Genomic DNA, 23,698 nt, shown 5'->3' on the forward strand with positions numbered 1-23,698 from the left:
GACGCCTAAAAGTCATAACTTAACGACAAACGGACGTCGCGACCGGCTTCATACGGGCCAATGACGGTAGGGAATACGTCGCTGTAATCACCAACGCTTGAGTGATCAATATAGAGCTCATCCAGTAAATTGGTTATGGCTAGGTTAACGGACAGATCGCCAGTAATATCCCACTTACCGTAAATATCAAGTACGGTATAACTTGGTTTATTGAGTGTATATAACGAATCGGTCCAGCCATTTTCGAGTGCTTGGTGCAGGGTTTCGATAGCAATACTGTCAACGTGCTTCGCGTTAAACCCAATACTTACATCACGGTCAATAAAGTAATCGGCACCGAGTACTAGGGTGCTACCCCGGCTGTTACCTAAGCCGTTAAACTCGTAGCCGTTTAAATCAATAGAGTCGTAGCTACGACTATAAAGAGTCTGGTGTGGTTTTAGTTCGGCATCCGCATCGGAAAAGCCAAAGTACAAATCGAGGTTGTCCCAGCGGTAGGCTATATTCAACTCGATACCGGTTGATTCAACGTCACCAATGTTGTTATAAATTGACGTGCCGCCAAAACCACTAAAAATTACATCGTGAATGGTTGACTGATAAATACTCAGTTTGGTGTTCAAGCGACTGACACTGTACTCAATCGACGCTTCGATATTCTCAACCGTTTCAGGAACTACATCACTGCCGACAACAGGAACATCGTCACTGTCGTAAAGGTATTCATCCAAGGTAAAGCCGTCACCAATTTCTTTACCGCGAGCGGCTTCAGCATAGCTTAACCCGAACTTCCAGGCGTCCGTGATTTGATAGGAAAGCCCACCGTTGATGCTTAATTCGCTATCATCGAGCCCAACTGCTGTGTCTGTTACGGGCTCGCCATAATATTCATCAAGAAGAATACGTTGCTGAAAATCATAATCGTCGAAGCGCACACCATAACTTAACACGAGGTCCGTTGTGATATTGCTATGCGCTTGCGCATAAATGCCCATTACACTGCTTTCTTCAGCGTTTTCCATAGGTCCGCTCGCTGGTCCGCTTTCCACTTCGTCTTTACGATAGTCAACACCGTAGGTAAAACTGTGGTAGAGACGATCGGTGGTGTTTCGTAAATCAAAACCGGTTGTGTCGATGTTGGCCAGCCAATCGAAGCGGCCGCCACGGAATGAAGACTGGGTGTGGTAAGCGGTCGCCTCCAAATAGATCGATTCACTCTGATCAAAACGGTAGTTTGCAACATAGGTATCGCGTTTTGCTGCGCTTGGATAAAGTGGCGCACCTTCCTCTACGAACCAATTAGGTCGGGCGGAAAATTGCCCCTCTTCATCACGCTGTTCAAGGCTGACTGACAAATAATGTTTATCGGTGATATCGCCACTGGCTTTTATAAAAGCGAGCTCTTGCTCGGCAGCGGTTCCGTAAATTTTATCACCGTCACCGTCTTCCATCGTGTTGCGGTCAACCGCACTGTAATAGCCCAAAAGCCCAAACGATGGGTTCAGCTTACCGTATAGGGTGCCGCTGTAACGCGTTCCATCATTTGAAAAGTAATTGGCTTTGACGCGTCCACCGAATTGCTCGCCTTCATTCAGCAGGTCTTGCGCATCCTTGGTTTTAAAGCGAATCGCACCGCCAATAGCACCCGGACCATTGGTGGCTTCACCGGCACCCGCTTGAACATCAATTTGTTTTAGTAAATCAGGATCAAGCGTGACACGGCCGATATGGTGGAAAAGGGTTGAGGTTTGTTGGGCACCGTCGACCGTTACATTCAGATAGGCATCTTCCAATCCGCGAACGTAAATTTTTTGTGCAACACCAACAGAGCCGCCCACGCTAACCGAGGGCGATTCACGAAAAATATCAGCGAGGTCGTTAGCTTGAAACTGTTCAATATCTTCTGCGGTAACGCTAAAGTTCGTTGATGCCCCAACGACTTCAATTTTTTCGATCGCCTTTTTTGTCGATTGTTCTTTAGATTCGGCGTCCTTTGATTGAGCGAACGCTGGCGTGTTGAGTAGGGCGCATGCCACGCCAGTTAAAACGAACTTATTCATTATTGTTACCTTCCGTGACGGTGTTAAAAAGCTTCAGGAGGTTATGCTAGTGAGAATTGTTCGTATTTGCAATATTTGTTATTTAATTTTTATTAAGAGCACACATGACGACGTATTCAGGCTCTTGCCTGTGTGGCAAGGTGACATTTGAAGTAACCGGTGAGTTCGACCGCTTTTACCTTTGCCATTGTCAGCATTGCCAGAAGGACAACGGGGGGGCTGTTGGTGGTGCCAGCAGGGGCTCTCGACAACCGGCCTGATTTATCGCCCACGGCTCATGTTTTTACATCCAGCAGCGCCGGTTGGGAAGACGCGTTACCTGAGTTACCAGCGTTTAAACGTGGACCGAGTTGATCGCCGGTTGCACGATAATAAGCCAATGACTGACAGCGCAATCCGTCTAGATTCTACAGACAAAATAGGGGCAGGGTGCTTAATCGACCACTCGCTCCATGTAAAAATTACGAAGTCGTTGCCCGCCAATTTCAACCGTTTGCGCTTTAACGACGTTAAAACCGAACCGCTCGTAAAATGGCCGGGCCGTAATGCTCACCATAGAATAGTATCTCGAGATGCCCAGTGACTGACCAACGCTAAAAATATGCGCCATCAAACGTCGACCCACACCTTTGCCCTGGTAGTTGTGATGACAGAAGAAGTGGTCAATTAAGCCGTCTTGCTGAAGGTCAGCGTAGCCGACAATCTCACCATCAGCTTCAGCAATAAACGGTGCAATAGCGTCCATTTTTTGTTGCCATACCGCGCAATCACGACCACCGGCGGCCCACGCCTCAACCTCGGCGCCAGAGTAATCAGCGACATTCACCCGTCGAATCGTGTCAGAGAAAATCGTCCGCAACGCCGGCGCATCAGTTTGTCGGTAGTTTCTGATTTCAATCATGCTGGTGGCCTGTATCGGGAGTTTATAAAGAACTCTGCCGTAATCGTTCGTTTTCAAAACGTTCCAATGGGGTGACTTCGGCAGCCGTAAGAGGTTAAATAGTGAAACGTATAAAGTATAGGATGACTGGATAAATATGGACATTGCCTTATTCGATTTTGATGGCACCATCACACACCAATGGCGATTGCACGGGCAAGAGAAAAGCGGACCGAATTCGTGCCGTGGCTAACCTGCACGAGTACGGGCATGTGTACGCTTATGGAGATACCCTAGAGGATACTGAAATGCTCGATTTAGCGGATACTAAATATCTTAACTAGTTATTAGCCGAAGCAAAGATCTTTTTAACCAGCCGTAGTAAAGTCGACAATCGCCAGAATCAAATCATAAAGGATGATAAATTTGAAACTCCTCATATTATGCGCAAGTTTACTTTTCAGTGCTTTAAGCTTCGCAGGCGACACGATTTACGATAAATCCAGAGACCGGCATATCCCAATAGAAGTCTCGTACCCTAATCTGAAGGAAAATTGCGATGAGACTCAAAAGTGCCCGGTGGCATTACTCAGCGCTGGTTATGGCGTCTCGCATACAAAATACACTTTTCTGTCCAAGCAACTAAACGACCTCGGTTATATGGTGGTAGCAATTGGGCATGAGTTAGAGAACGATCCCCCGTTGTCGGTAGCGGGTAATTTATATGAAACGCGAAGTGAGAACTGGATGAGAGGCGCCGAAACACTCGACTTCGTAAAACACAATTTGGCACCTACATATAAAAAATATAACTTCAATGATTTGCTGCTTATTGGCCATTCAAATGGTGGGGATATTTCTTCCTGGCTTGCAAATGACGGCAAGGACTACATCGACACCGTTATCACACTGGATCATCGGCGCGTTCCACTTCCCAGAAGAAACGATGTCACTGTCCTCTCCATTCGAGGTAGTGATTACCCAGCTGACGACGACGTATTGCCCACAACAAGTGAGGCAAAAGAATACGGTATGTGCGTCACAGAAATACCAGAGTCTCGTCACAACGACATGACGGATTACGGCCCCAAATGGCTTAAATACGAAATTACTCACGTTATCGCTAATTTCCTGAACGGCACCGGCTGTCGAGTTGATTCCTAATGAAAACCAAAACGCGAACTATTGCGGTATGGGCAGGGTTAATCTCAGTCGTTGTTGGCGCAGTGACCTTTGCGTTGAGCTGGAATTTATACGACGTTCTCGGCGGCCCTATGCCTGGCACCAAGGTGTTACTCTTCCCGGGGAGCTTAACGTTGATATACGTTTGGCATCCACTTTTCACTGAAGAAATTAACTTTTGGCCCAAGTTCGTACTTCAAATGTTTGGGCAGTTCTTCGTTGTTACGGTCATGACAATGCTATGTGTTGGTCTTACTAAGAAGCTATTTCGTGTTATTCAGAGTTATTGATAAGGAGGCTGTTAGTCTGCTATGAGCGAAGAGCAGACATTGGACTTTCTGACCATACACGGTATTCTAGTTTGCAAGGACGCTGACCTTGCATGGTCGGTATAATAAGCAGTTAGCACTACAATCAACTAGATTAGAGAATCAATAGTTCGATGGACTTTCCAAAAAGGATTAAACAGCACAAAGCAGAATCTGATTCGTACGCGATTCTGCTTTATAAATTGCGCGATTTGGGGATATTTAGAAATCTAACCGACAATGATTATGGTGTTGATTTCGAAATTGAACTGGTGGATGGTGCAACGGTTACTGGGAAGTATGTTAAAGCACAGGTTAAGTCTTCAGAGAACTTAACTATCAGAAAAGCAGATTCAGTGCCCACCGTAGGTGGGATAAAGCAAAGCACATTAAATTATTGGGCTGAACTGAGCTATAAGACGCATGTCATTGCATATGTTGTAGATTTGGAAACGGAGAATATATACATATCAAAGCCTCTTTTCTGGCAAGCAATAAGTCTAATGGATGCTTCGAATAAAACAAAAACGATAGAATTTGTTCCTCATGATGAGAAGCATCACAGCATAATTCCGTCTTTATTCACAAAAATATACGCACACTCGCCATCCCTCATGGATGAAATATACTGCCACAAAATGGCGCTAAAGAATTTGAAGCAATTCTTTGACCTTTATGCAGACGTCTTCCATTATGACTTTCACATGCCCGTTAACGAACTAGATGTACTCGAAAGCTTCTTAGAGGTATGTAGGGTTTTGCTCTGGTCATCAAGAATGGATCACAAAGATTTAACCGAAGAAGAGAAGGAATACATTTACTCATTTTCCTATTGGAGGAACGTGACAGAACAAGCTGGCGGGGAAGATGTGGCAAACTATGTGGCTCAAAAGCCGCTTAAGGCATTAATGCCACACTTACTGGACGTTTTGAGACAATACGAGAGCAGGGTTTTTTCTAGCAAGTACTACTGGAAGCATAAGTCTCCCACTTATTTGAAACTTGTTTACGATTTTCCAATTCCTAAGGCTTCAGATCATGAAGCAATAAGAGATCTTGGATATGGTCAGTATCAACGATCTAGAAATGATGGCGGTTTTTCGTATCTTATTTCAAAGTGCTAACAAGGTGCTGCAATGGAAAATCCTACGCTACGCTTCGGATTTCCACAGAGCAAGGTGTTAGCCTCAAAATCAGAGATCGAATATGGAAGAAACCTGGGCGTCTGGTTCATTAGAATTGTTAAGACATGCTGATTCGCATATTCAGCTCGATACCGCTTTTGATAGCAGAATTGCTTTCATTAGTGTTGATAATTCAGTTGAGACCTCTATTAGAACCTTCCTTTCTCTTCCAGAAAAAATATCGGGTGTGAAATTCCAACGAAAGGAAGTTGAGGAAGCTGGAAACAGCTTTCCTAAAATGGTTGATCTTTTGTTCAATAAAGCTCGGTCAAAACTTGCCGGTTTAGATGATGGTGATATTGAGCATTATCATCGGATCAGGAATCAGCTATATCATAATGGTACTGGATTAGGCGTTGATCGCCGATACTTAGCTGCTTATCGGCAAATAGCAGCCGTTCTGCTGAATAACCTATTTGGTGTGAAAGCTGATCCGAAAGGCGCAGAGGCCACACTAGAGAACCTTATATTACTGTTTAACGAAGTAGAGATATTGACTCGAAAAGCATTCGAGGATTCTGGCGTAGACACAGGCCATACGTTCAAATGGGAGATGGCAATGCGTGAAGGCGTGTTGGAAATGGAAGATATCAATCAGCTTACCGAATTACGCATGATTCGAAATACCCAAGTACATTCTACGGCAGAAAATATTGACAAGAAGCGTATTGAAATAGGTGTTGAAATAGCTGAAACATTAATCAAAAAACTCAAAGGCTAACAAAGCGTTGTACCGGACAAGCTGGTGAACGCAACGTTACTGAATGTCTGCTAATGGCACAAACCAGACTAAACCTAAAGGACCCCTATGCCACACAAACCGATAAACTTTAAAGAAAAACTCAGCTTGTTTACTGAACAGTGGTCGCCAAAAGTGATTGCCGAGATGAACGATTACCAGTTCAAGGTGGTGAAGCTGCAAGGTGACTTTGTCTGGCATGACCACAAGGAGACCGATGAAACCTTCATTGTGCTTGCGGGGCGTCTGCGCATTGACTTCAGAGACGGCCATGTTGAGCTGTCTGAGGGTGAAATGTACGTGGTGCCAAAGGGCGTTGAACATAAGCCTTACGCCGAGCAAGAGGCGCAGGTGTTATTGATCGAGCCGCGGGGTGTGGTCAACACTGGTGATGAAAAGGGCAGTAAAACCGCTGAAAATGACGTTTGGATTTGATGATGAATGCTACCTGGTTCCGCAATCTCAAGCTGATAGAGTCCTGCTTGGTACCGACAGGTGTCATGCACCAGCGATATCAACCTGCTTGACCGGGTCATTTATGTGTTTTTTATCTTCTGCTTATCCGTAGCAGGCTTATAGCGCTGATAAGGGCTGCCAGGAATAGCCAAAATAATACGACCGACACCCAAACCACAGGAGAGGCCTGGCTCACACCCCATTCCTCGAAGGTTATCTGTTGTTGAGTGAAGATTGATGCCATACCGAAGTATTGTAGTGGGGTGTTTGCCCATAACAGCGTTGCCAAAATGATAGGGGTAATATCAAGTTTAAGCAGTGTCATAAGCTGTGCCAGCAGTGGCGGCATGTTTAAAAGAATACCAATCGTTGTGGTTCTTAAAAGAAATTGTCTCACTGATTTATCCTGTTCAGAAATCATTGAAACAATACGGGGTAAGTTTACTATCGTAAACGAATACAGAAGTTATTTACTCTATTAGCGTAAGGACTAACACGATTGCTGAAAATAAAGCTCCCCCAAAAAAGCTAAGGTTAACAAGAGCGGTGTTATTTAAGTTTATTTTTCTTTGGATTATATAAATGAGCAAAATTAAGAGTGAAAAATAAAGCCAGCCACCCACTAATATATAGAAAAAGCTAATAAAAATAATCTCATCAAAAATATGAATGGCCTTAGTAAAGCTGATTTTTTCATAAAAACCTGACAAAGGCGCTGGAAACTTGTAGGTCATGAGTAAGATTAGGTTACCGAGAAGGTAACCTAGTATCATTACACCTATTGAGCGAAGTGGTTTCATCGATGCCACCGGTAAAACTGTTAACTTTGTGTCTCAAGTCATCTACTATTCCATATTAGCCGATGTCCTTGCAAGTCCAGCGGAAACCAACCAAACGCGGTTATTTTGCAAACATCACGGTTAAGATCAGGAGCACAACAATGAATCCGCAAGCTGTTATCGATTTCTGGTTCGACGAGCTGACATCCAAGCAATGGTTTGCCAAGAGCGATGCGCTGGATAACACCATAAAAACGCGTTTTAGCGACATTTTAGTGGCTGCTGCGGCGGGAGAGTGCTGGCGCTGGCGACAAAGCGCAGAAGGGCGTTTGGCCGAAATTATTGTCCTTGATCAGTTCTCACGAAATGTCTATCGCGACACGCCGATGGCATTTAGTCAGGATCCTATGGCGTTGGTGCTGGCGCAGGAGGCGGTTGCCTGTGGTGCTGATAAAAGTCTGAGCAACGATCAAAAGGCGTTTTTGTATATGCCGTATATGCACAGCGAGTCGGCGGCCATCCATCAACAAGCCGTTATCCTGTTCGAACAGCCGGGCCTGGAGTACAACTACAAGTTTGAGCTCAAGCACAAAGAAATCATAGACCGCTTTGGCCGCTACCCGCACCGTAACGACATATTAGGCCGTACTTCCAGTGAAGAAGAGTTGGCCTTTCTGCAGCAGCCCGGCTCGAGTTTTTAATGCCGGGCGCCTGTAGTGTTTAATCTAAGCGTGGTGAGCGACTCATGCTCACCACTGATTTAAAGACTGACCTTTAAAATTCGTAGGACAACTGCATAGCAATCGAACGTCCCGGTTGACTGTATTGCTCTGTCGGCGTTTGTGCTGGCAGCCCCGCGACACTTTGGTATGGCACGTAATATTTATCGGTGATATTCAGCGCTGCGAGATTTACCTGCCAGTCGCCAAATGAAACACCAGCTAAAATATCGAGCGTGGTGTAACCGGGGGTTTCTATAAATGCACCGGTTTCCGGCGATGCGCTGGGTACATCATCCATTGTGGCTACCGCATTGAGTATGCCGCGAATATGCCATTGGTTACCGAAGTAACCCAAAGAGAAATTGCCCGACAACGGTGATAACGATGTTAGTGCCTCTCCGGTTGCGTCATTCTCGCCGCTGACGTAGGCAGCGGTAGTGTCGATACGAAAGTAATCATTCAGCCAGTGAGTGAAGCTGGCTTCTGCGCCATTGATGGTTACCTTATCCTGATTCACGTATTGATATTCAACACGCTCTACGCCCGGAATATACGTAGGGCTGCTGCCCACTACGGCGGTTTCAATAAAGTCGTCGAAGTGGCTATAGAACGCTGCGAAACTCCATCGTGTGCTGTCATTGCTGAACTTTAGTCCCGCCTCCAGTGAACGACTGCTTTCCGGTTGCAAGTCAGGGTTAGGCAGTATCGCGTAGAAGGGTTCGATACCATGGCTTTGATAAGCCTGGTCATGAGGCGGGATTTTAAATCCTTCGGCATACTGCAGGTAGCCCCGAACGCCCGAGCTGAAGGTATAGATACCGGCAAGTTTGGGTGAGAATGCGGTTTCGCTGATCTCCGCAAGTTCTGACATATCATACAGTGTATTTTCATTTGGACTCATGTCGTAATGATCCAGTCGCGCGCCGACAATGAGCTTAAAGGCAGAATCCTCGAAAGTGATGTTATCTTGAAGGAATAATCCGGTTAGCCAGGTTTCGGCTCCCGGAAATGCCTTTTGTGGCTCATTATCCTGCACGACGGTGCCGTCGACAGCGATGCGCGTTTTAAACCGGGGTCGTTCTGTATCGTAGTAGTCGGCGTCAAAACCGAACACCAGATCGTGCCGAACTGTGGCTTGCTCCAGTTGCTTTTGGGCCTGCCAACGCGCGCCTATGATGGTTTGTTTAAAAGCATAATCATTGTAGTCGGTGTAAGCCCCTGAGCGACTGGCACCCGCACGAACCTGATCACTGCCTTGCTCATAATCAGTGATATAAAGCTGCCAGTCCTGAGAATCAGCAAGCGCGTTCGATTGATTGCGCTGATAATCGATCGAAAATGCAGTTTGACGGTTGTCGTCGTCGGTTTGGTTGGTGTCGCTAAGCTGTTGCTCGGTGGTTTGCTTAAAATGGTCGATGCTAAACATCAGTTCATCACTTTTGGCGACGGCTACTGCCCATTTTGCTAACACACTTTGGCTGTCGTAGTCGAAACCCGGTAACGATTCCTCATGGTTTTGCGTTTCGTTACCTTGCCGTGCCGCAACCTGAATCATGGCATTGGACCCATCGAACTGCTGTGCGCCGCTAAATCCAAGTTTCTTTTCGGTGTTTATTCCGTCAAACCCCAGCGTTAAGCCTGCGTGATGGTCCTGGCCGTTTAATAAATCGTCGGGATCGGGTGTTGAAATGACCACGACGCCACCTAAGCCATCGGAGCCGTACAGCGGCGATGCGGCGGCTTTGGCCACTTCAATTTGCTGCACCTGTGTAACGTCTAGATAACCACGACCGACCAGGTAACCACCCCCTCCGGCATAGGCGTCATTCAGTCGACGACCGTCCTTGATGTAGACAACTCGATTGCCACCTATGCCACGAATTGACAGGGTTTGCGGCTGTCCTTGTGTACCAGTGGACTGAATGCTGGGGTCATAACGGAATACGTCGGCAAGTCCGTTGCTCACTTGCATATCAATTTCTTCGGCCGTCACCACACTGACGGCGCCGGCAACGTCTTCGAGCTTCTCTTCCGTGCGGGAGCCGGTGACGACAACGATCTCATCGACCGTTTGCTCAGCCTCGGGGGAGGCGACTTCGGCGGTACTGACTCCGCTGACCATCGTCGTAGCGATCGCCAGTGCCACAAGCGAAGGTTTAAATGCTCGAACTTTATGATTCAAAACGTTCACAAGCTTCTCCAATTTTTTTGAATGACAAAACAAGAATCATGAAAACGGCGTAGATCTAAACGAAAACTATTTGCATTTGCAATAGAAAATTACTATTTTATTTTTCGCAATCGCAAATCACGACAACAAGAGGCGGCTATGAAGAGGCTTTACCAATCGTTAAAAAATCTACTCATAATGCTGGCTGCGGCGGTGCCGTTTTGCGGCCACACTCAGCCTGCTCCCGATGGCGGCTTGATTACTGCTGGCGGTACTTTGACAGATATTGTTTTTGCGGTAGGGGGCGGTGATAAGGTGATCGGTGTCGATACGTCGAGTACCTCACCGAAACACGTACACGCGCTCCCTAAAGTGGGTTATTACCGCAATCTGTCCGCCGAAGGGGTGCTTAGCTTTAACCCACAACAGGTTTGGGTTCTGGAAGGTGCTGGCAGTGAGCGCGCGCTGGCGCAGATAGAGACGGCAGGAGTGCCGGTTGTATCATTTGAAAAGCCAACCACGTTAACGGGGTTCTATAAGCTCATTAGTGCTGTTGCGGATCAACTGGGCATGCCTGAAAACGCCAACGCGGTTATCGAAACCATCAAAGCGCAGTTTCATTCGGTTAAGCGGGCGCAAACGTTAAACGGACTCTTTGTTTTACAAGTGTCTGAACGCGGCGTCGTCGCCGCCGGCAAAGACAGTGTGCCGGATTTGCTGTTTGAACATTCGGACATCAACAACATTGCTGAACATAAGGGTTTCAAAACCGTTTCCCGGGAACATTTACTCCTCAATCAACCTGACTTTATCGTTGCACCATCGCATGTGGTGGATGCCGCTGGTGGGCGTGATGAGTTCTGTCAAACGGCCACTCTGCAATTACTAAAAGTCGGTCAGTCGTGCCGCCTGCTGGTGATGGATTCGTTGTTGGCCTTGGGGATGACGACGCGTATTGCTGAAGCCCATCAATCGCTGTTGGAGTACGTTGATGACTTTTGAACGACGTCGTTGGCTGATTGCGGGCGCGGTTGGCATTCTCGCCAGTAGTTGGTTGTTGTTGTCCAGCGGTCCAGTGCTCAGTGACTGGCGCTTACCCTTAATGTGGCTGCCCGGCTTTTCGGCTCCGATGAACGAGCTTGAGCAGACGGTGGTGACACAACTGCGTTTACCAAGATTGGTGCTTGGTTTACTGGTGGGTGCGGTATTGGCGCAAAGTGGTACTGCGATGCAAACGCTTTGTCGAAATCCTTTGGCTGATCCCGGTTTGATTGGGATCTCCGGTGGTGCAGCTGTGTTTGCGTTAAGCGTTATCGCGTTGGGTGCGCAGATTGGGCTACAAGGCAGCTTCTGGGTGTCTTTGGCTGCTTTTCTTGGCGCGCTGCTAACGACATTTCTGGTTTATCGGCTGGCAGGCGGAAAAACGGGGATTGATGTTGCTACTTTGCTGCTGGCCGGTGTCGCAATCAATGCGCTGGCGGGCGCACTACTGGGGTTATTAAGTTATTACGCCGACGATGATGCCCTGCGTTTAATGAGCTTTTGGCAGATGGGCTCGTTAGCGGGTGCCAACTGGGATCAGTTGCCGCTGGGTGTGGTTTTAATGGGGGTTAGTTCGATTGCGTTATTTATGCTGCGTAAATCCATTAATACCCTGCTATTGGGGGAGCGCCAGGCCCGTTATCTGGGTGTGAATACGCGATCGCTTAAGCGTCAACTGATTATTTGGGTGGCATTAGGTGTCGGCGGGGCCGTAGCGCTCACCGGTATGATCGGCTTTGTTGGTCTGATTATTCCGCATATTGCACGGCTTTTGGTTGGTGCCAATATTCGCTGGCTGATGCCGGCTTCCATGCTGTTTGGCGCGAGCGTACTGGTGCTTACGGACTGGATCGCTAAAACCATTGTTGCTCCGGCCGAGTTACCGATAGGCATCATTACCGCGGCCGTTGGCGCTCCTTTCTTTATTTACTTACTTATCCAACAAAAGCGGAGGCTTCATGCTGGATATTAATATCGCTCATGTGAACTGTGGTCAGAAACGTGTATTAGGCGCGTTTGACCTCACTCTGGAAGCCGGAGAGTTTGTGGCTCTTATCGGCGAGAACGGCGCAGGTAAGTCGACGCTGGTGAATACTCTGGCCGGTGAACTGAATTACCAGGGAAGTATTCGGTTGAATGGCAGAGAGCTTTCTAACTGGATCCCTAAGCAACTCGCGCCTGTTCGCGCGGTGATGGAGCAGAAGCTGAGCGCCCCGTTCGGGTTAACCGTGTCTGAACTGGTGGGGATGGGTCGGTTTTGGTCCAATGAAACCGACGTTGTTACTCAACAAAGAGCCCACAAATGGCTGCAGCGTTTCGACGCCGGAGCGTTTGCCGACCGCACTATGGATACCTTGTCCGGGGGGGAACAACAGCGGGCTCATATTGCTCGTTGCTTATGCCAGTTGGACGTTGCTGTGCCGGGTGAGCAGATGTTGCTTCTTGATGAGCCTACGTCAGCGCTCGATGTTTATCATCAGCATTCTGTTCTTGCCGAACTGCGGCGTTTTACCCGTCAGGGCAATTTGGTGATAGCGGTGATGCATGACTTAAATTTAGCCTCGTTATACGCTGACAATATTCTGTTGTTGGCCGATGGCGCACTAAAGCACTTTGCAAAACCAGAAACGGTATTTCGTTCGGAAATACTGGAAAAGATGTATCGCAGTCCGGTTTATATCACTAAACATCCTAATATCCACAAACCGATGATTTTTACCGAACCCCGACATTTATAATTACGTAAAAAAAGAGGACTTTTAATGAACAAACGTCAACAAGCTGCTCAACAAGCACGCGCCCTTGCACAGCGTAACAGCACCGCTGTCTTGTCGACTTTGTCGAAGAAACTTGGCGGTATGCCTTTTGGCTCTGTATCGCCGGTTATGCTTACTGATGAGGGGCATATCGTTTTTTATGTTTCTGACATTGCTCAGCACGCCCGCAATCTGAGTCAAGACAGCCGCTTAAGTGTTACGCTGTATGACCATGCCGAAAAAGGGGATCAGAACACCCAGGGACGCTTGACCTTAAGTGGGCATGCGCAGGTCATTAGTGATGCAGAATTAGCGGAACGATACTATCAACGGTTTCCGAGCGCTCAGGGTTATAAAAAAGCGCACGATTTTAAGTTCTGGCAGCTTACGGTCGAACACATTCGGTTTATTGGTGGTTTCGGTGAAATCTTTTGGTTAGAACCGGAAGAATGGCTATATCCTGCGCCTGAATGGGATCATAAGGCGGCGCTTAGCATGATAAACCACATGAACGAAGATCATGCAGATGCCTGTGCGCTTATCCTGCAACAGCACTTAAACGGCAGTACCTTTGAACCTGGCAGTGTCACAATGCACAGTATTTACCCTGATGGCTTTCACCTGAGCTATGACGAGCAGGTCTATTTTATTGCCTTTGAAACTGTGGCTACGGATGGTAAACAAGTGCGCCAGCAGTTGGTTGAACTGACGCAACGAGCGCGAGCCGCATAACGGCCGCGCTACGCGCTTAGTGATCGTTTTGCTTCAAGCGATGTACCCCAATCATGTGCATACCGACCCGCTCGTAAACCGGTTCGCTGGTACCGCGGCGCACTTTATGGAAGAAGTACTTTTCAAAACCGACTTTAGCCCAGTGCACCCAACGGCCTGAGCCGGTCCAGTTCTGGTTGCGCGGCGGGTTTTGCGGTATCGCCAAAAACGCGATGCCGGTGTTGCCCATGTCTGCAAGGCAAAGCGCACTTAATGTCGGCTCTGCGGTTGCCGGTTCATGGTCTAAGGTGGCTTTGATGTTGGCGACGATGGCCGACGTCATGGATTCAATCATCAGCCCGGTTTTCGGCGCGCCGACGGGCACCGGCGTTTCCTCAATAGGGGGGATGGCGACACAAACACCGGCTGCGTATATTTCAGGATAAGCCAGTGAGCGCTGATGCGTGTCGGTTTTGACGAAGCCTTTCGGGTTGCATAAATCCGGCACTTCGGCGACGGCAGGTGAGCCTTTAAAGGCCGGTAAAAACATCGCCAGTTGAAACGGCAGTTGTTGGCTGCCTTTGCTGCTGCCGTCCTCGTTAAGTACGTCGAAGGATGCCTGATTGCTGGAAAACTCGGTCACCTTGGCGTTACAGATCCATTTTATGCCATGTTCACGGAATTTATGCTCCATTAAGCCTTTAGAGTCACCGACTCCGCCTAGCCCCATATGGCCGATGTACGGTTCGGGTGTGACAAAGGTGATGGGCACACGGTCACGAATTTTGCGTTTTCTCAGTTCATATTCCAGCGACAGCACGTACTCGTAGGCCGGCCCGAAGCAACTGGCGCCGGGCAGGGCGCCTACCAGTACGGGGCCTGGATTGTCGAGTAACTGTTGAAATGCCTGGTGCGCTTTTACGGCGTGGTCGGCGGTGCAAATGGACTGGGTGTATCCGCCTTCAGGTCCCGCTCCCGGAATCTGCTCAAAGGCCAGTTTGGGGCCGGTGCAGATCACCAAAAAATCGTAGCTTTTCTGAGAACCGTCACCGAGCGTCAGCTTACGGGCTTTTGCGTCAATGTGCTTGATGCCTGAGCTGTTAAAACCAATGTCATGCTTCTCAAAGATCGGCCCTATTGGCATCACCACTTGATCACGCATTCGGGAACCGAGCGCGACCCAGGGGTTGGAGGGAACAAAGTTAAACTCTTCGCCCTCATGAACCACGTCGACATCGACCGTGTCCGGCAACATTTCGCGAAGTTCAAAAGCGGCGGAAACACCGCCAAGCCCGGCACCGGCAACAATGACCCTACTCATCTCGAGACCCTTACCCAATCGTTATTTGTGTGTCTCATGACTATGTGCGACGGTTAAAAAATAGTCAATTTGTAATCTGTAAACGATTAATAAATAAACAGATTATTTGAGCGAGATCATCGGCGGCTTGTTGTCTGGTTTATTTTAGTTTAAAAATAAACTGCGATTAGGGTGCCGCTTAGTTTATGCGATAAATGATAAATAATGGAGAAACGATGCCTGTACCTCCCGAGTATTATCACGCGACAGAGCAGTTTAACCAGTTCATGGTAGACGCAAGAGATGCCTCTAATCTTGAGACAACCAATATGGCATGGAATATGGTCGTAGGTGTGTTTCAGGCATTTCGGCGACGCCTAACGATCGGTGACGCGTTGTGCTTTGCCAATTTTCTTCCCCCCGGTATTAGGGCGGTATTCGTCGCCGACTGGGACGCAAATGAAAAACGGGTGGCTTTTGGATCGGATGAGGAGTTGCTTAAAGAAATTAAAAGTGTGCGGCAGCAACATAACTTTTCGCCCAGCAATGCCAGAAGCGCTGTCGCTATTGCATTACGTCGTAACGTTGATGTTCAGGCATTAGAGCGTTTATTAAGAGATATCAGCGACCAAGCCTTTGAATTTTGGAAAGTTTCCGAACAGGAATTGCGTAATGCTGAAACTAACCGTAGTTTAAAAATCCAATTGAAAGACTTTTGATAATACAGCGCTGCTACGACGCAATGCAAAGCCATTGCGTAATCGCGCTTTAATTATTGACCTTATCCTGCCGTTTTAACACCTTCCGCACCTGAAAAATCACTGCGACGATGAACGCGATGATAAAGACGAAGAGGTTGTCGTCGCGAAAGGTCAGTTCGCCATTGATTATCGAGCGCATGATGCTACTACCTACGATAAAGCCACCGGCGATGAACAGTGTGCTGAAGAGGGTTTCTGTAATGTCTTTTTTATAAATTTTCATGGGCGAACTTATTATTGAGCTTATCGTTATTTTTAATAACGAAACTGTAGCAGAGTCGACGGATGAGTTTAAGGCTTAATAATCCGCTCATATTTTCTGTCACATAGTGGTACAGTTTAGCGGTGCAAAGCCAGAGAGGTCGCCATGTACGGTTTACTGTTATTGCTTCATATCCTTGCTGCCACCATCTGGACAGGAGGGCATATTGTTCTGTCTGTGGTGGTGCTGCCTAATGTACTGAAACAGCGTTCGCCAGAGTTGTTGCTAAGCTTTGAATCGGTCTATGAAAAGATTGGTATGCCGGCGCTGATTATTCAGATCATCACCGGCGTTATGCTGGCGCACCGGCTGTTGCCGGATGTCAGTCAGTGGTTTGATTTAAGTAACCCGGTCGCTTATCCCATCATGCTCAAACTCGGCTTGCTCGCACTTACCGCTGGTTTTGCGATAAACGCTAGGTTTCGTGTAATACCGAATCTTTCACCGTCAAACCTCAATGTGATGGCGTGGCACATTGTGTCGGTTACCGTCATTTCGGTGTTGTTTGTTGTTGTCGGCGTGTCATTCCGTACCGGTTGGTTTTATTGAGCGTCGTCGGAAACAGAGCCAGATGAAAGAATCCCCGGCCGAAGCCGGGGATAAACGTTGCGCTTTCTGGGAGAGGAAAGGCAATAGACCTGTAAATTGAAACTTGACGTTGAATTAAGTTTCGATACAGATCATAATGAGAATTGTTCCTATTTGCAACCCTCTTTTTAAAACTTTTTTGTTGTGGTTGATTTATTTCTCAAACACCAACGAATCTGGATCGGCACCGAGTTGCTTGAGCGCATCCATGATGCTGTTGTTAAAAGGCTCGGGGCCGCAGACGTAAAAGGCCTGGTTAACGTCTTTGATGTGTGTTGCCAGAAAGTCTTTATCAATATGACCGTTTAAAAACATCAAATCATCGGAGGGTTGCTGTTCGGTGATTACGTTAACGAACTGGTCGCCGAGCATACGCTCAAACTCTTCTCTCAGGATAATGTCCTGCTCGGTCTTATTGGAAAAAACCAGACGGTTGTTGCCAATCTCACCCTTGTTATGCAGGTCACGCAAAATCGAGATGAAGGGCGTTACGCCGGCGCCGCCGGCGAGGAACGTCCCTTCGCCTTTGTAGTTGATGGCCCCCCAGGGGTCGTCAATGATCAGCGCATCGCCTTTACCCAACGCACCGATTTGCTCGGTAACGCCGTCATGGTCAGGGTAGACTTTGATGATGAATTCGAGCCACGGGTCGCTATTTATGGAGGTGAAGGTAAAAGGGCGTTTTTCTTCTCGCCAACCGTCCCGGTCAATGGCTACTTCGGTGGCTTGCCCGGGGGTAAATTGGTAGCCATCGGGCTTGGGCAGACGGATCCGCTTAACGTCGTGCGTAACATCGCTGATGTCCTGAATTTCCAGTGTATAGCTCATGCTTTTCCCTTCCTTTTCGGTTGCTGTTTTTTTGTACACGGTGAGATCAGGGGAAAAGATCAAAAAACCTCCGAAATTGTTTCACCGTCGGCAGGTACATGAACTCGGTCAGCCCATGGTTGGTTGGCTACGGCGGCTTTTAATTGCTGCCGGGTAACCGGGCAATGATCCAGTGCTTCTAGGTGGTTAGCAATAATATGGCCGGTACTTAAGGCGCCAACTTCCAGTACATCGTCGACGCCCATAATGATGGGGCCACCAATATCAAATTGTGCGCCACCAGCGGGTAAGACGATGCAGTCCGGCTGTTGTAAGCTAATGCAACGGCGTACATCGTCCGTTAATAAGGTGTCGCCGGTGATGTATAAGCTCGGTCCGTTGGCTTGTTTAATGAGGTACCCAAAACCGTGCTCCATTAGCCGACCCACAATGCCGTCACCATGTACACAGGGGATAAGTTCGATACTGCCTTGAAAAAACGGGTTGCTGCGCGAGCAACTGAGCGGTTTTACGTTGAGCCCTTTCTTGGTGAGAAAAGGAGCGTCTTTCTCTGCGCAATAGGTTGGTATCTGACGTGCTCTGAGCCATTTGGTGGCTGCTCTGTCGAGGTGATCAAAATGGCCCTTTTGACAATGGGTGATTAAGCACGCGGTAACGCTATTCAGCAGGTTGTCGGCATTACTGGGCAGTGGAGCGGTTGGGTTTCGTACGCGTTTACTGGTGAGGTATTTAAGCGCTGGAATGGCGCCTTGGGGGGCTAACATGGGATCAACCAAGATAACCTCGTTGTTGTAATGAACGATGATGGTGGCGTTTCTAAGCTGAGTGATGGTCATGTTGGGTGCTCCGTGATTGATGATAATCCCATTGTATTTTTATTGAGCAGTGACCATAATGGCTGTTTATGACATTAATCATGCAATATCAGCCATGTGGTGACGAATGAAAGTGGGTCTGTTGGTTTATCCCGGCTGCATGGCATCTGGGTTGCTGGCGTTTGCAGAACTGCTGCAAGCCGCAAATAAACGCGCCGGAGCAGCAAGGTTTGATGTGGTATGGGCGGGGGTGAATACACCCTCCCTAAACCAACCTGTAGAGCTTCAGATAACCGATAACGGTGTCTGCGTGTCGGTTACGCCGACACTGTCGATGACCGATGATTCGTTGGATGCGATACTCGTGCCGGGATTCTGGACCGATGGTGAAGCCAATATCAGTCGGCTGTTGCAGAACTACAGTGACCTTGTTGACCAGCTTAAGCGCGTGCAGCCAAACATTCAGTTATGGGCCTACTGTTCGGCGGTCGGCTTGCTCGTCGATGCTGGCGTTTTGACGGGCAAGAAGGCGACGTCGACGTGGTGGCTGACGGACTTTCTTAGCGCCCGGAACCCTCAGATAATGTGGCGGTTTTCTCAGACTTTTGTGGCCGATGACGCTATCATGACCGCTTCAGGGGTTAATGGGTATTTGCCTATCGCCCAGGCGATTATCGAGCAGGAGCTGGGTCACAATCTGTTGCGGGACATTATTGACGTTATGGTGGTGCCTAAGCCTGAGAGTCGGGTAACGCCATTGCAGGCGGTTAATGTGATGGCCTTTGACGATCCGTTAATTCGGCAGATTTACGCATGGGTTGAGGAAACGCCTGCCAGTGCGCTGATGGTGTCTTTGCTGGCGAAGGTACTGAACACCACTGAACGGACTCTGGCCAGAAAGACCAAAGCGATAACCGGACTGCCGTGCGCGCATCTCATGCGGCTTGTGAAGATGCGGCAGGCCTCGGATTACCTTATCTACAGTTCCCAGGCCGTTAACCAAATCAGTGACTGCTTAGGTTTTACTGACGAAACATCGTTTCGACGGACATTTAAGAGCGTTACCGGCTACACACCGTCGGCGTACCGCCGGCAATTCGGGCGGTTTAGCTAGGGCGTTTAAAACTCATCCGGTTCAATTCGCGGCTTACCAAACAAATAGCCCTGGAAATATTCACACCCCATTGCCTGCAAGCGTTTGAATTGCTCCTGTGTTTCGACGCCCTCGGCGATCACGGCTAAGTTCATGCTGCGGCCGAGGCTAATAATGGTCTCGGTGAGTAACTCGCCTTTGCTGTGTTTATCGAGATCATTGACGAAGGCGCGATCAATTTTCAGCTCATCGAGCGGCAACTGTGTCAGGTAGGCCAAGGAAGCGTAGCCGGTGCCGAAGTCATCCAGCGAAATGGACAAGCCCAGAGCGCGTAGGGCTTCCATTTGCGCGACGATAAAGTCAATGTCGTCGGCAATCAGGCTTTCGGTTAGCTCAAAACGAAGATGATTCGGATTTGCGCCGGTGTGCTCGAGGATGTGTTGCACGCGCGAGAGAAAGTCGCCGCGGCGAAACTGCACGGAACTTACGTTGACCGATATTGTTAGGCTTTTGCGACCGGTTTGCTGCCATTGAACAAGCTTTTCACAACATTGTTGCAGCACCCAATCACCGATTTCGACAATCGATCCGGACGCTTCCGCAATCGCAATAAAGCGGCTGGGCGAGACCGAACCAAACTTAGGATGTTGCCAGCGTAGCAGCGCCTCAAAACCGATGACCTGTTGTTGTGTATCAACTTGCGGTTGCAGAGCCAGTGCAAGTTCCTGGTTTTCAACGGCGTGGTTGAGCGCCTGTGACAGCTGCAAGCGCTCTTTTACGATAGCCTCCATTTTTTGATCGAAAAAGCTGATTGCGGTGGTGTTGGATTGTTTTGCCGTTTTCAGCGCAATATCGGCCTGGCGTACCAGCTCATCCCCGGCTTGGTTGCCGGGGTGATGAAACAACGTGATGCCAATGCAGGCTTTAAATTGGTGCGTGTTCCCCTCGAGCATTAACGGGGTTTTTAGCTTATCAAGCAATTGAGCGGCCAGTCGCTCAGCTTCCGCGGCGGCAGCATCAAAGGTGGATGCCGAGTAGGGCAGTAAAACAACAAATTCATCTTTACCGAGGCGGGCAAGGTCATCGGCTGAGGCGATAAAACGTTGCAAACACGTTGCGCAGTGCACAAGTACGCGATCGCCACTGCTGTAACCCAGACTTTCATTGATACTGTGAAAATTATCGATATCGACAATCAGTAGCGCGGCCACCGAACGCTCGTTGTTGCCGTTGCGCATCATACTGGCGATGCGTTCAAGTAACAGACGTCGGTTAGGTAGATTTGTTAAAGGGTCATAGTATGAAAGGCGTTGTACCTCAGCTTCGGCTATTTCCAGCGCTCGCATATCAGCGTCCATACAAAACATGATCGGTTCATCGCCCGGCAAGGCCACGACCGTATGGCTGGAGTACACCGGGACGGTGCTGCCGTCTTTGTGTTTCAGGTTAAGCCGTGCCGGCGGGATGCCTTGTTTGTGCTCGAACATCCAGGCCACGGCCTGCTGAACTTCAGTGCGCTGGTCGTGGGGAATGATGAGATCGTACAGACTGTTACCCAACGCTTCGCTCGATGAGTAACCGTAGATTTTTTCTGACGCAGCGTTCCAATAGACCACCGTACCATCGGCGCGATAGCCTTGAATGGACATCGCTTGTGTGTCGTCAAACAGCCTGTGAAACCGAGCTTCACTCAGTTGCTTATCGCGGTTATGGATCATGAGCGTTTGCCGTTGTTTAAGATAAGACTAATGGGTAATGCTTTACGTAAGTGTAGAATATAATTAAGAAAACCGTTAACTGACCACAGCCATCGATGCGTTAGGCCCAATTTATGAATCTTGGATGAATACTCAATAATTGCACTTGTAATGCAAATCATTCTTATTTATGATCCTGCCAAATTTTCACAGGGGATAAAAAATGAGACTGAACAAGTGTTTTATTGCGCTGGCGTTGGCGGGTATGACGGCCACGCCGGTTTTGGCTCAGCAAAGCCAGCAGGACTCGGATAATAAGCAAACAGCCGAAGCCATGGAGCGTATTAATGTAAAAGGGCGTGCGCAAACGCTGTATCGACAAAATGAGAGCAGTGTTGCTACTCGCACCAATACGCCGATTGAGGAAATCCCGCAAAGTGTTCAGGTGCTTACCGAAGAGCTCATTAACGATCAGGCCGCGCGCCAAATCACCGACTTATACCGCAGTATCAGTGGTGTAAACGCATTCAGCTATTCCGGTGTTACCTTCCGTGGTTTCCGTCAGGATGAGATCTTATACGATGGCGTTCGCGGTGACCCGTTTAACGGTTTCTCGGTTCCGCAGCTGTTTAATATCGAACAAATTCAGGTGTTGAAAGGGCCAAGCGGAGCGATGTTCGGTAGCGGCCAGCCCGGCGGTATCATCAACTATGTGACTAAAAAACCAACGGCGACGGCTCAGCGTTCGGTTGAGCTGGCGCTCGGTAATTACGACTATCGCCGCGGTTCGGTCGAGCTTAGCGGGCCGCTGACCGACGACGCCAGTCAACGCTATCGCGCTGCGTACTACTACGACAATGAACAGCCGTTTCGTTACAACACCGAACAAACCAACGAAGTATTGGACCTTGGTTATGCCTTTGATTTGGGGCAAAGCAGTGAAATCATTCTGCAATTGACGGATTATCAGCAAGACTTTCAGGGCGCGCGTTTACGGGGTGTTCCGGTTGATGATAACGGCAACTTTGTCACTGAGCGTGAATGGAACCACAACGAAGCGAGTGATTTTCAGGACTTAGAAGCCACGGTTTATCAGGCGCGCATTAACCATGAGTTTTCGCTGAACTGGCGGGGCGATTTAACCGTTCGTCATTATGATAATACCGAGATTCAAAACTACCACGAACCCCGTGGCCTGGTGGATGCTGAGTACAATCCGGTCAGCAATCCGGCCGACGCGGTCTACACGGCACGTCAGTTCCGTAATCAGTATCGTGAAAATCAAGCGACCAGTGTGACTGCCAACCTGATCGGTGATCTGCGTCTGGGTGGTTTAGAGCACAAGTTGCTGATGGGCGCCGAAACCTACACCGCTGAAAATACCTTTATTGGCTCCTATGCTAACCCGGGTGAAGTCCCGTATCTGGAAATCAATCATCCGCAATACGGCTTGACGTCGGGGCCTTACTCAACGGATCTTGCCGCCGCCACGCCGAGCGAGTCGGAAAGTCAGCGGGACGGCTTCTATGTGCAGGATCAAATTACGTTCAATGACAAAGCCAACCTGTTGCTGGGCCTTCGTTACGATCAGTTCGACGACCAGTCTGGCGCTACGGCGTTTGATGATGGCGATTTAACTTACCGTGTCGGCGGCACGTATGAGTTTAGTGATTGGGTTCGGGCTTACGCACTCTATGGTACGGGCTTTTTGCCACAATCGGCCGGTAATCAGGATGCCGAAGTGGGTGGTCCGTTTGATCCGGAAGAGTCCGACATTGTTGAGCTTGGTGCCCGTTGGTCGCTGATGGATGATGCCATTCGGGTGAATACTGCCGTGTATGAGATTAACCGCGAGAATATTTTACAGGCAACGGATCGCGTCAGCGACGACGGCCGCACCATTTTGGGTAACGTCGGTAAAGTACGCAGCCGTGGGTTTGAAATCGATGTACTGGGCGATCTGACGGATAACTGGGTGTTGAACACCAACTATGCCTATAACGATGCGCGGGTGGCCGAAACATCGCCAAACGGCAGCATTACCAACTCGGTTGGTGATCGTTTTGTGAATGCGCCATTGCACCAGTTGGGAGTCTGGACACGCTATGACCTGCCGTTTATCGACTCGGCAATCAGTGGTGGTCTTGATTATGTCAGCGAACAGGTCAGCTTCTCCGGTCAGCGCGTGAAGCCTTACACGGTATTTGATATCAGCTGGCAGACCGAGTTTGATCAATGGTTGCTACAGGTCAATGTCAAAAACCTGTTTGACAAAGAGTATGCGTCGAGCGGTTTCTTAAGTCGTACCGGTCATTTCCCGGGTGAACCGCGTCGGGTTTACGCAAGCATTAAGTACCGCTTCTAA

The 23,698-nt window shown here is 48.7% G+C and carries 24 protein-coding genes; 14 read left to right on the plus strand and 10 right to left on the minus strand.

The genetic code is table 11. The features are described from left to right. Window positions 1-5: 5 nt before the first annotated feature. The gene (locus C5610_RS05840; protein WP_105306349.1) at window positions 6-2,060 is read right to left on the minus strand and encodes a TonB-dependent receptor; all 2,055 of its coding nucleotides are present in this window, start codon (window positions 2,058-2,060) and stop codon (window positions 6-8) included. A gap of 104 nt (window positions 2,061-2,164) precedes the next feature. Between C5610_RS05840 and C5610_RS13805 the strand changes: the two genes are divergently transcribed. Beyond that, window positions 2,165-2,320 carry a hypothetical protein gene (locus C5610_RS13805; RefSeq protein WP_316042302.1) on the plus strand — a complete coding sequence of 52 codons (156 nt, stop codon included), beginning with the start codon at window positions 2,165-2,167 and terminating at the stop codon, window positions 2,318-2,320. A 173-nt stretch (window positions 2,321-2,493) separates the two neighbouring features. Here the strand turns inward: C5610_RS13805 and C5610_RS05850 are convergent, their stop codons facing one another. Next, a complete protein-coding gene (locus C5610_RS05850; RefSeq protein ID WP_105306350.1) occupies window positions 2,494-2,961 on the minus strand; it encodes a GNAT family N-acetyltransferase in 468 nt (155 codons plus the stop codon). Window positions 2,962-3,519: 558 nt separating this feature from the next. Between C5610_RS05850 and C5610_RS05855 the strand changes: the two genes are divergently transcribed. The 4 genes from C5610_RS05855 (at window position 3,520) to C5610_RS05875 (ending at window position 6,788) form a co-directional block, all read left to right on the plus strand. Then, complete coding sequence (locus tag C5610_RS05855; protein WP_262340052.1) at window positions 3,520-4,104, plus strand: alpha/beta hydrolase; 585 nt, start codon at window positions 3,520-3,522, stop codon at window positions 4,102-4,104. Window positions 4,105-4,564: 460 nt separating this feature from the next. After that, window positions 4,565-5,554 (plus strand): DUF4365 domain-containing protein, encoded by a 990-nt coding sequence (locus tag C5610_RS05865; protein ID WP_105306353.1) that lies wholly within the window; start codon window positions 4,565-4,567, stop codon window positions 5,552-5,554. Window positions 5,555-5,636: 82 nt separating this feature from the next. Further along, window positions 5,637-6,335: a hypothetical protein gene (locus C5610_RS05870; protein ID WP_105306354.1), complete on the plus strand. Its 699-nt coding sequence runs from the start codon at window positions 5,637-5,639 to the stop codon at window positions 6,333-6,335. An 87-nt stretch (window positions 6,336-6,422) separates the two neighbouring features. Beyond that, window positions 6,423-6,788, plus strand: a complete 366-nt coding sequence (locus tag C5610_RS05875) for a cupin domain-containing protein (RefSeq protein ID WP_105306355.1) — start codon at window positions 6,423-6,425, stop codon at window positions 6,786-6,788. 112 nt (window positions 6,789-6,900) lie between these two features. Here the strand turns inward: C5610_RS05875 and C5610_RS05880 are convergent, their stop codons facing one another. Both C5610_RS05880 and C5610_RS05885 read right to left on the minus strand, forming a co-directional pair. Then, on the minus strand, window positions 6,901-7,230 hold the full coding sequence (locus tag C5610_RS05880; protein WP_105306356.1) for a hypothetical protein: 330 nt from the start codon (window positions 7,228-7,230) through the stop codon (window positions 6,901-6,903). Window positions 7,231-7,279: 49 nt separating this feature from the next. Then, window positions 7,280-7,609 carry a hypothetical protein gene (locus tag C5610_RS05885; protein ID WP_126819052.1) on the minus strand — a complete coding sequence of 110 codons (330 nt, stop codon included), beginning with the start codon at window positions 7,607-7,609 and terminating at the stop codon, window positions 7,280-7,282. Window positions 7,610-7,749: 140 nt separating this feature from the next. On the opposite strand from C5610_RS05885, the gene C5610_RS05890 reads away from it, so the two are divergent. Continuing rightward, entirely contained in the window at window positions 7,750-8,289 is a 540-nt protein-coding gene (locus tag C5610_RS05890) for a DUF924 family protein (RefSeq protein WP_105306358.1), read from the plus strand. 73 nt (window positions 8,290-8,362) lie between these two features. Here the strand turns inward: C5610_RS05890 and C5610_RS05895 are convergent, their stop codons facing one another. Further along, window positions 8,363-10,501, minus strand: coding sequence for a TonB-dependent hemoglobin/transferrin/lactoferrin family receptor (locus C5610_RS05895; protein ID WP_262340053.1), 2,139 nt, complete (start codon window positions 10,499-10,501; stop codon window positions 8,363-8,365). Between the two features lie 138 nt (window positions 10,502-10,639). Here C5610_RS05895 and C5610_RS05900 point away from each other — a divergent pair, with 138 nt between their 5' ends. From C5610_RS05900 to C5610_RS05915, 4 genes are read left to right on the plus strand one after another with little or no spacing between them, the layout of a single operon-like run. Further along, window positions 10,640-11,482, plus strand: a complete 843-nt coding sequence (locus tag C5610_RS05900; protein ID WP_105306359.1) for a hemin ABC transporter substrate-binding protein — start codon at window positions 10,640-10,642, stop codon at window positions 11,480-11,482. Next, window positions 11,472-12,494, plus strand: a complete 1,023-nt coding sequence (locus C5610_RS05905) for a FecCD family ABC transporter permease (protein WP_105306360.1) — start codon at window positions 11,472-11,474, stop codon at window positions 12,492-12,494. The genes C5610_RS05900 and C5610_RS05905 overlap by 11 nt, the downstream gene beginning before the upstream one ends. Continuing rightward, the gene (locus tag C5610_RS05910) at window positions 12,481-13,260 is read left to right on the plus strand and encodes a heme ABC transporter ATP-binding protein (protein WP_105306361.1); all 780 of its coding nucleotides are present in this window, start codon (window positions 12,481-12,483) and stop codon (window positions 13,258-13,260) included. Before C5610_RS05905 ends, C5610_RS05910 begins: the two co-directional genes overlap by 14 nt. A gap of 24 nt (window positions 13,261-13,284) precedes the next feature. After that, a complete protein-coding gene (locus C5610_RS05915; RefSeq protein ID WP_105306362.1) occupies window positions 13,285-14,010 on the plus strand; it encodes a HugZ family protein in 726 nt (241 codons plus the stop codon). A 16-nt stretch (window positions 14,011-14,026) separates the two neighbouring features. Here the strand turns inward: C5610_RS05915 and C5610_RS05920 are convergent, their stop codons facing one another. Beyond that, a complete protein-coding gene (locus tag C5610_RS05920) occupies window positions 14,027-15,310 on the minus strand; it encodes an NAD(P)/FAD-dependent oxidoreductase (RefSeq protein ID WP_105306363.1) in 1,284 nt (427 codons plus the stop codon). A 215-nt stretch (window positions 15,311-15,525) separates the two neighbouring features. On the opposite strand from C5610_RS05920, the gene C5610_RS05925 reads away from it, so the two are divergent. After that, entirely contained in the window at window positions 15,526-16,008 is a 483-nt protein-coding gene (locus tag C5610_RS05925; protein ID WP_105307715.1) for a DUF2267 domain-containing protein, read from the plus strand. Between the two features lie 49 nt (window positions 16,009-16,057). Here the strand turns inward: C5610_RS05925 and C5610_RS05930 are convergent, their stop codons facing one another. Beyond that, entirely contained in the window at window positions 16,058-16,273 is a 216-nt protein-coding gene (locus C5610_RS05930; RefSeq protein ID WP_105306364.1) for a hypothetical protein, read from the minus strand. Window positions 16,274-16,417: 144 nt separating this feature from the next. On the opposite strand from C5610_RS05930, the gene C5610_RS05935 reads away from it, so the two are divergent. Beyond that, a complete protein-coding gene (locus C5610_RS05935) occupies window positions 16,418-16,861 on the plus strand; it encodes a CopD family protein (protein WP_105306365.1) in 444 nt (147 codons plus the stop codon). A 192-nt stretch (window positions 16,862-17,053) separates the two neighbouring features. Here C5610_RS05935 and C5610_RS05940 read toward each other — a convergent pair whose 3' ends face one another. Then, window positions 17,054-17,728 (minus strand): FAD-binding oxidoreductase, encoded by a 675-nt coding sequence (locus C5610_RS05940; RefSeq protein ID WP_105306366.1) that lies wholly within the window; start codon window positions 17,726-17,728, stop codon window positions 17,054-17,056. Between the two features lie 59 nt (window positions 17,729-17,787). Beyond that, window positions 17,788-18,564: an MBL fold metallo-hydrolase gene (locus C5610_RS05945; protein ID WP_105306367.1), complete on the minus strand. Its 777-nt coding sequence runs from the start codon at window positions 18,562-18,564 to the stop codon at window positions 17,788-17,790. Window positions 18,565-18,670: 106 nt separating this feature from the next. Here C5610_RS05945 and C5610_RS05950 point away from each other — a divergent pair, with 106 nt between their 5' ends. Then, window positions 18,671-19,657 carry a GlxA family transcriptional regulator gene (locus C5610_RS05950; protein WP_105306368.1) on the plus strand — a complete coding sequence of 329 codons (987 nt, stop codon included), beginning with the start codon at window positions 18,671-18,673 and terminating at the stop codon, window positions 19,655-19,657. A 5-nt stretch (window positions 19,658-19,662) separates the two neighbouring features. Here C5610_RS05950 and C5610_RS05955 read toward each other — a convergent pair whose 3' ends face one another. After that, on the minus strand, window positions 19,663-21,354 hold the full coding sequence (locus tag C5610_RS05955) for a putative bifunctional diguanylate cyclase/phosphodiesterase (protein ID WP_105306369.1): 1,692 nt from the start codon (window positions 21,352-21,354) through the stop codon (window positions 19,663-19,665). Window positions 21,355-21,556: 202 nt separating this feature from the next. On the opposite strand from C5610_RS05955, the gene C5610_RS05960 reads away from it, so the two are divergent. Continuing rightward, window positions 21,557-23,698 carry a TonB-dependent siderophore receptor gene (locus C5610_RS05960; protein WP_105306370.1) on the plus strand — a complete coding sequence of 714 codons (2,142 nt, stop codon included), beginning with the start codon at window positions 21,557-21,559 and terminating at the stop codon, window positions 23,696-23,698.

Source organism: Idiomarina sp. OT37-5b (genome assembly GCF_002968395.1).
In the GTDB taxonomy this organism is placed as follows: domain Bacteria; phylum Pseudomonadota; class Gammaproteobacteria; order Enterobacterales; family Alteromonadaceae; genus Idiomarina; species Idiomarina aquatica.

Excerpts from the sequence above, each read along its gene's own strand:
- C5610_RS05870 (WP_105306354.1), top strand. The coding sequence starts at position 5,637 with ATGGAAGAAACCTGGGCGTCTGGTTCATTAGAATTGTTAAGACATGCT.
- C5610_RS05925 (WP_105307715.1), top strand. The coding sequence starts at position 15,526 with ATGCCTGTACCTCCCGAGTATTATCACGCGACAGAGCAGTTTAACCAG.
- C5610_RS05940 (WP_105306366.1), bottom strand. The coding sequence starts at position 17,728 with ATGAGCTATACACTGGAAATTCAGGACATCAGCGATGTTACGCACGAC.
- C5610_RS05865 (WP_105306353.1), top strand. The coding sequence starts at position 4,565 with ATGGACTTTCCAAAAAGGATTAAACAGCACAAAGCAGAATCTGATTCG.
- C5610_RS05955 (WP_105306369.1), bottom strand. The coding sequence starts at position 21,354 with ATGATCCATAACCGCGATAAGCAACTGAGTGAAGCTCGGTTTCACAGG.
- C5610_RS05905 (WP_105306360.1), top strand. The coding sequence starts at position 11,472 with ATGACTTTTGAACGACGTCGTTGGCTGATTGCGGGCGCGGTTGGCATT.
- C5610_RS05945 (WP_105306367.1), bottom strand. The coding sequence starts at position 18,564 with ATGACCATCACTCAGCTTAGAAACGCCACCATCATCGTTCATTACAAC.
- C5610_RS05910 (WP_105306361.1), top strand. The coding sequence starts at position 12,481 with ATGCTGGATATTAATATCGCTCATGTGAACTGTGGTCAGAAACGTGTA.
- C5610_RS05930 (WP_105306364.1), bottom strand. The coding sequence starts at position 16,273 with ATGAAAATTTATAAAAAAGACATTACAGAAACCCTCTTCAGCACACTG.
- C5610_RS05920 (WP_105306363.1), bottom strand. The coding sequence starts at position 15,310 with ATGAGTAGGGTCATTGTTGCCGGTGCCGGGCTTGGCGGTGTTTCCGCC.
- C5610_RS05915 (WP_105306362.1), top strand. The coding sequence starts at position 13,285 with ATGAACAAACGTCAACAAGCTGCTCAACAAGCACGCGCCCTTGCACAG.
- C5610_RS05900 (WP_105306359.1), top strand. The coding sequence starts at position 10,640 with ATGAAGAGGCTTTACCAATCGTTAAAAAATCTACTCATAATGCTGGCT.
- C5610_RS05850 (WP_105306350.1), bottom strand. The coding sequence starts at position 2,961 with ATGATTGAAATCAGAAACTACCGACAAACTGATGCGCCGGCGTTGCGG.
- C5610_RS05840 (WP_105306349.1), bottom strand. The coding sequence starts at position 2,060 with ATGAATAAGTTCGTTTTAACTGGCGTGGCATGCGCCCTACTCAACACG.
- C5610_RS05880 (WP_105306356.1), bottom strand. The coding sequence starts at position 7,230 with ATGATTTCTGAACAGGATAAATCAGTGAGACAATTTCTTTTAAGAACC.
- C5610_RS05885 (WP_126819052.1), bottom strand. The coding sequence starts at position 7,609 with ATGAAACCACTTCGCTCAATAGGTGTAATGATACTAGGTTACCTTCTC.
- C5610_RS13805 (WP_316042302.1), top strand. The coding sequence starts at position 2,165 with ATGACGACGTATTCAGGCTCTTGCCTGTGTGGCAAGGTGACATTTGAA.
- C5610_RS05960 (WP_105306370.1), top strand. The coding sequence starts at position 21,557 with ATGAGACTGAACAAGTGTTTTATTGCGCTGGCGTTGGCGGGTATGACG.
- C5610_RS05935 (WP_105306365.1), top strand. The coding sequence starts at position 16,418 with ATGTACGGTTTACTGTTATTGCTTCATATCCTTGCTGCCACCATCTGG.
- C5610_RS05890 (WP_105306358.1), top strand. The coding sequence starts at position 7,750 with ATGAATCCGCAAGCTGTTATCGATTTCTGGTTCGACGAGCTGACATCC.
- C5610_RS05875 (WP_105306355.1), top strand. The coding sequence starts at position 6,423 with ATGCCACACAAACCGATAAACTTTAAAGAAAAACTCAGCTTGTTTACT.
- C5610_RS05950 (WP_105306368.1), top strand. The coding sequence starts at position 18,671 with ATGAAAGTGGGTCTGTTGGTTTATCCCGGCTGCATGGCATCTGGGTTG.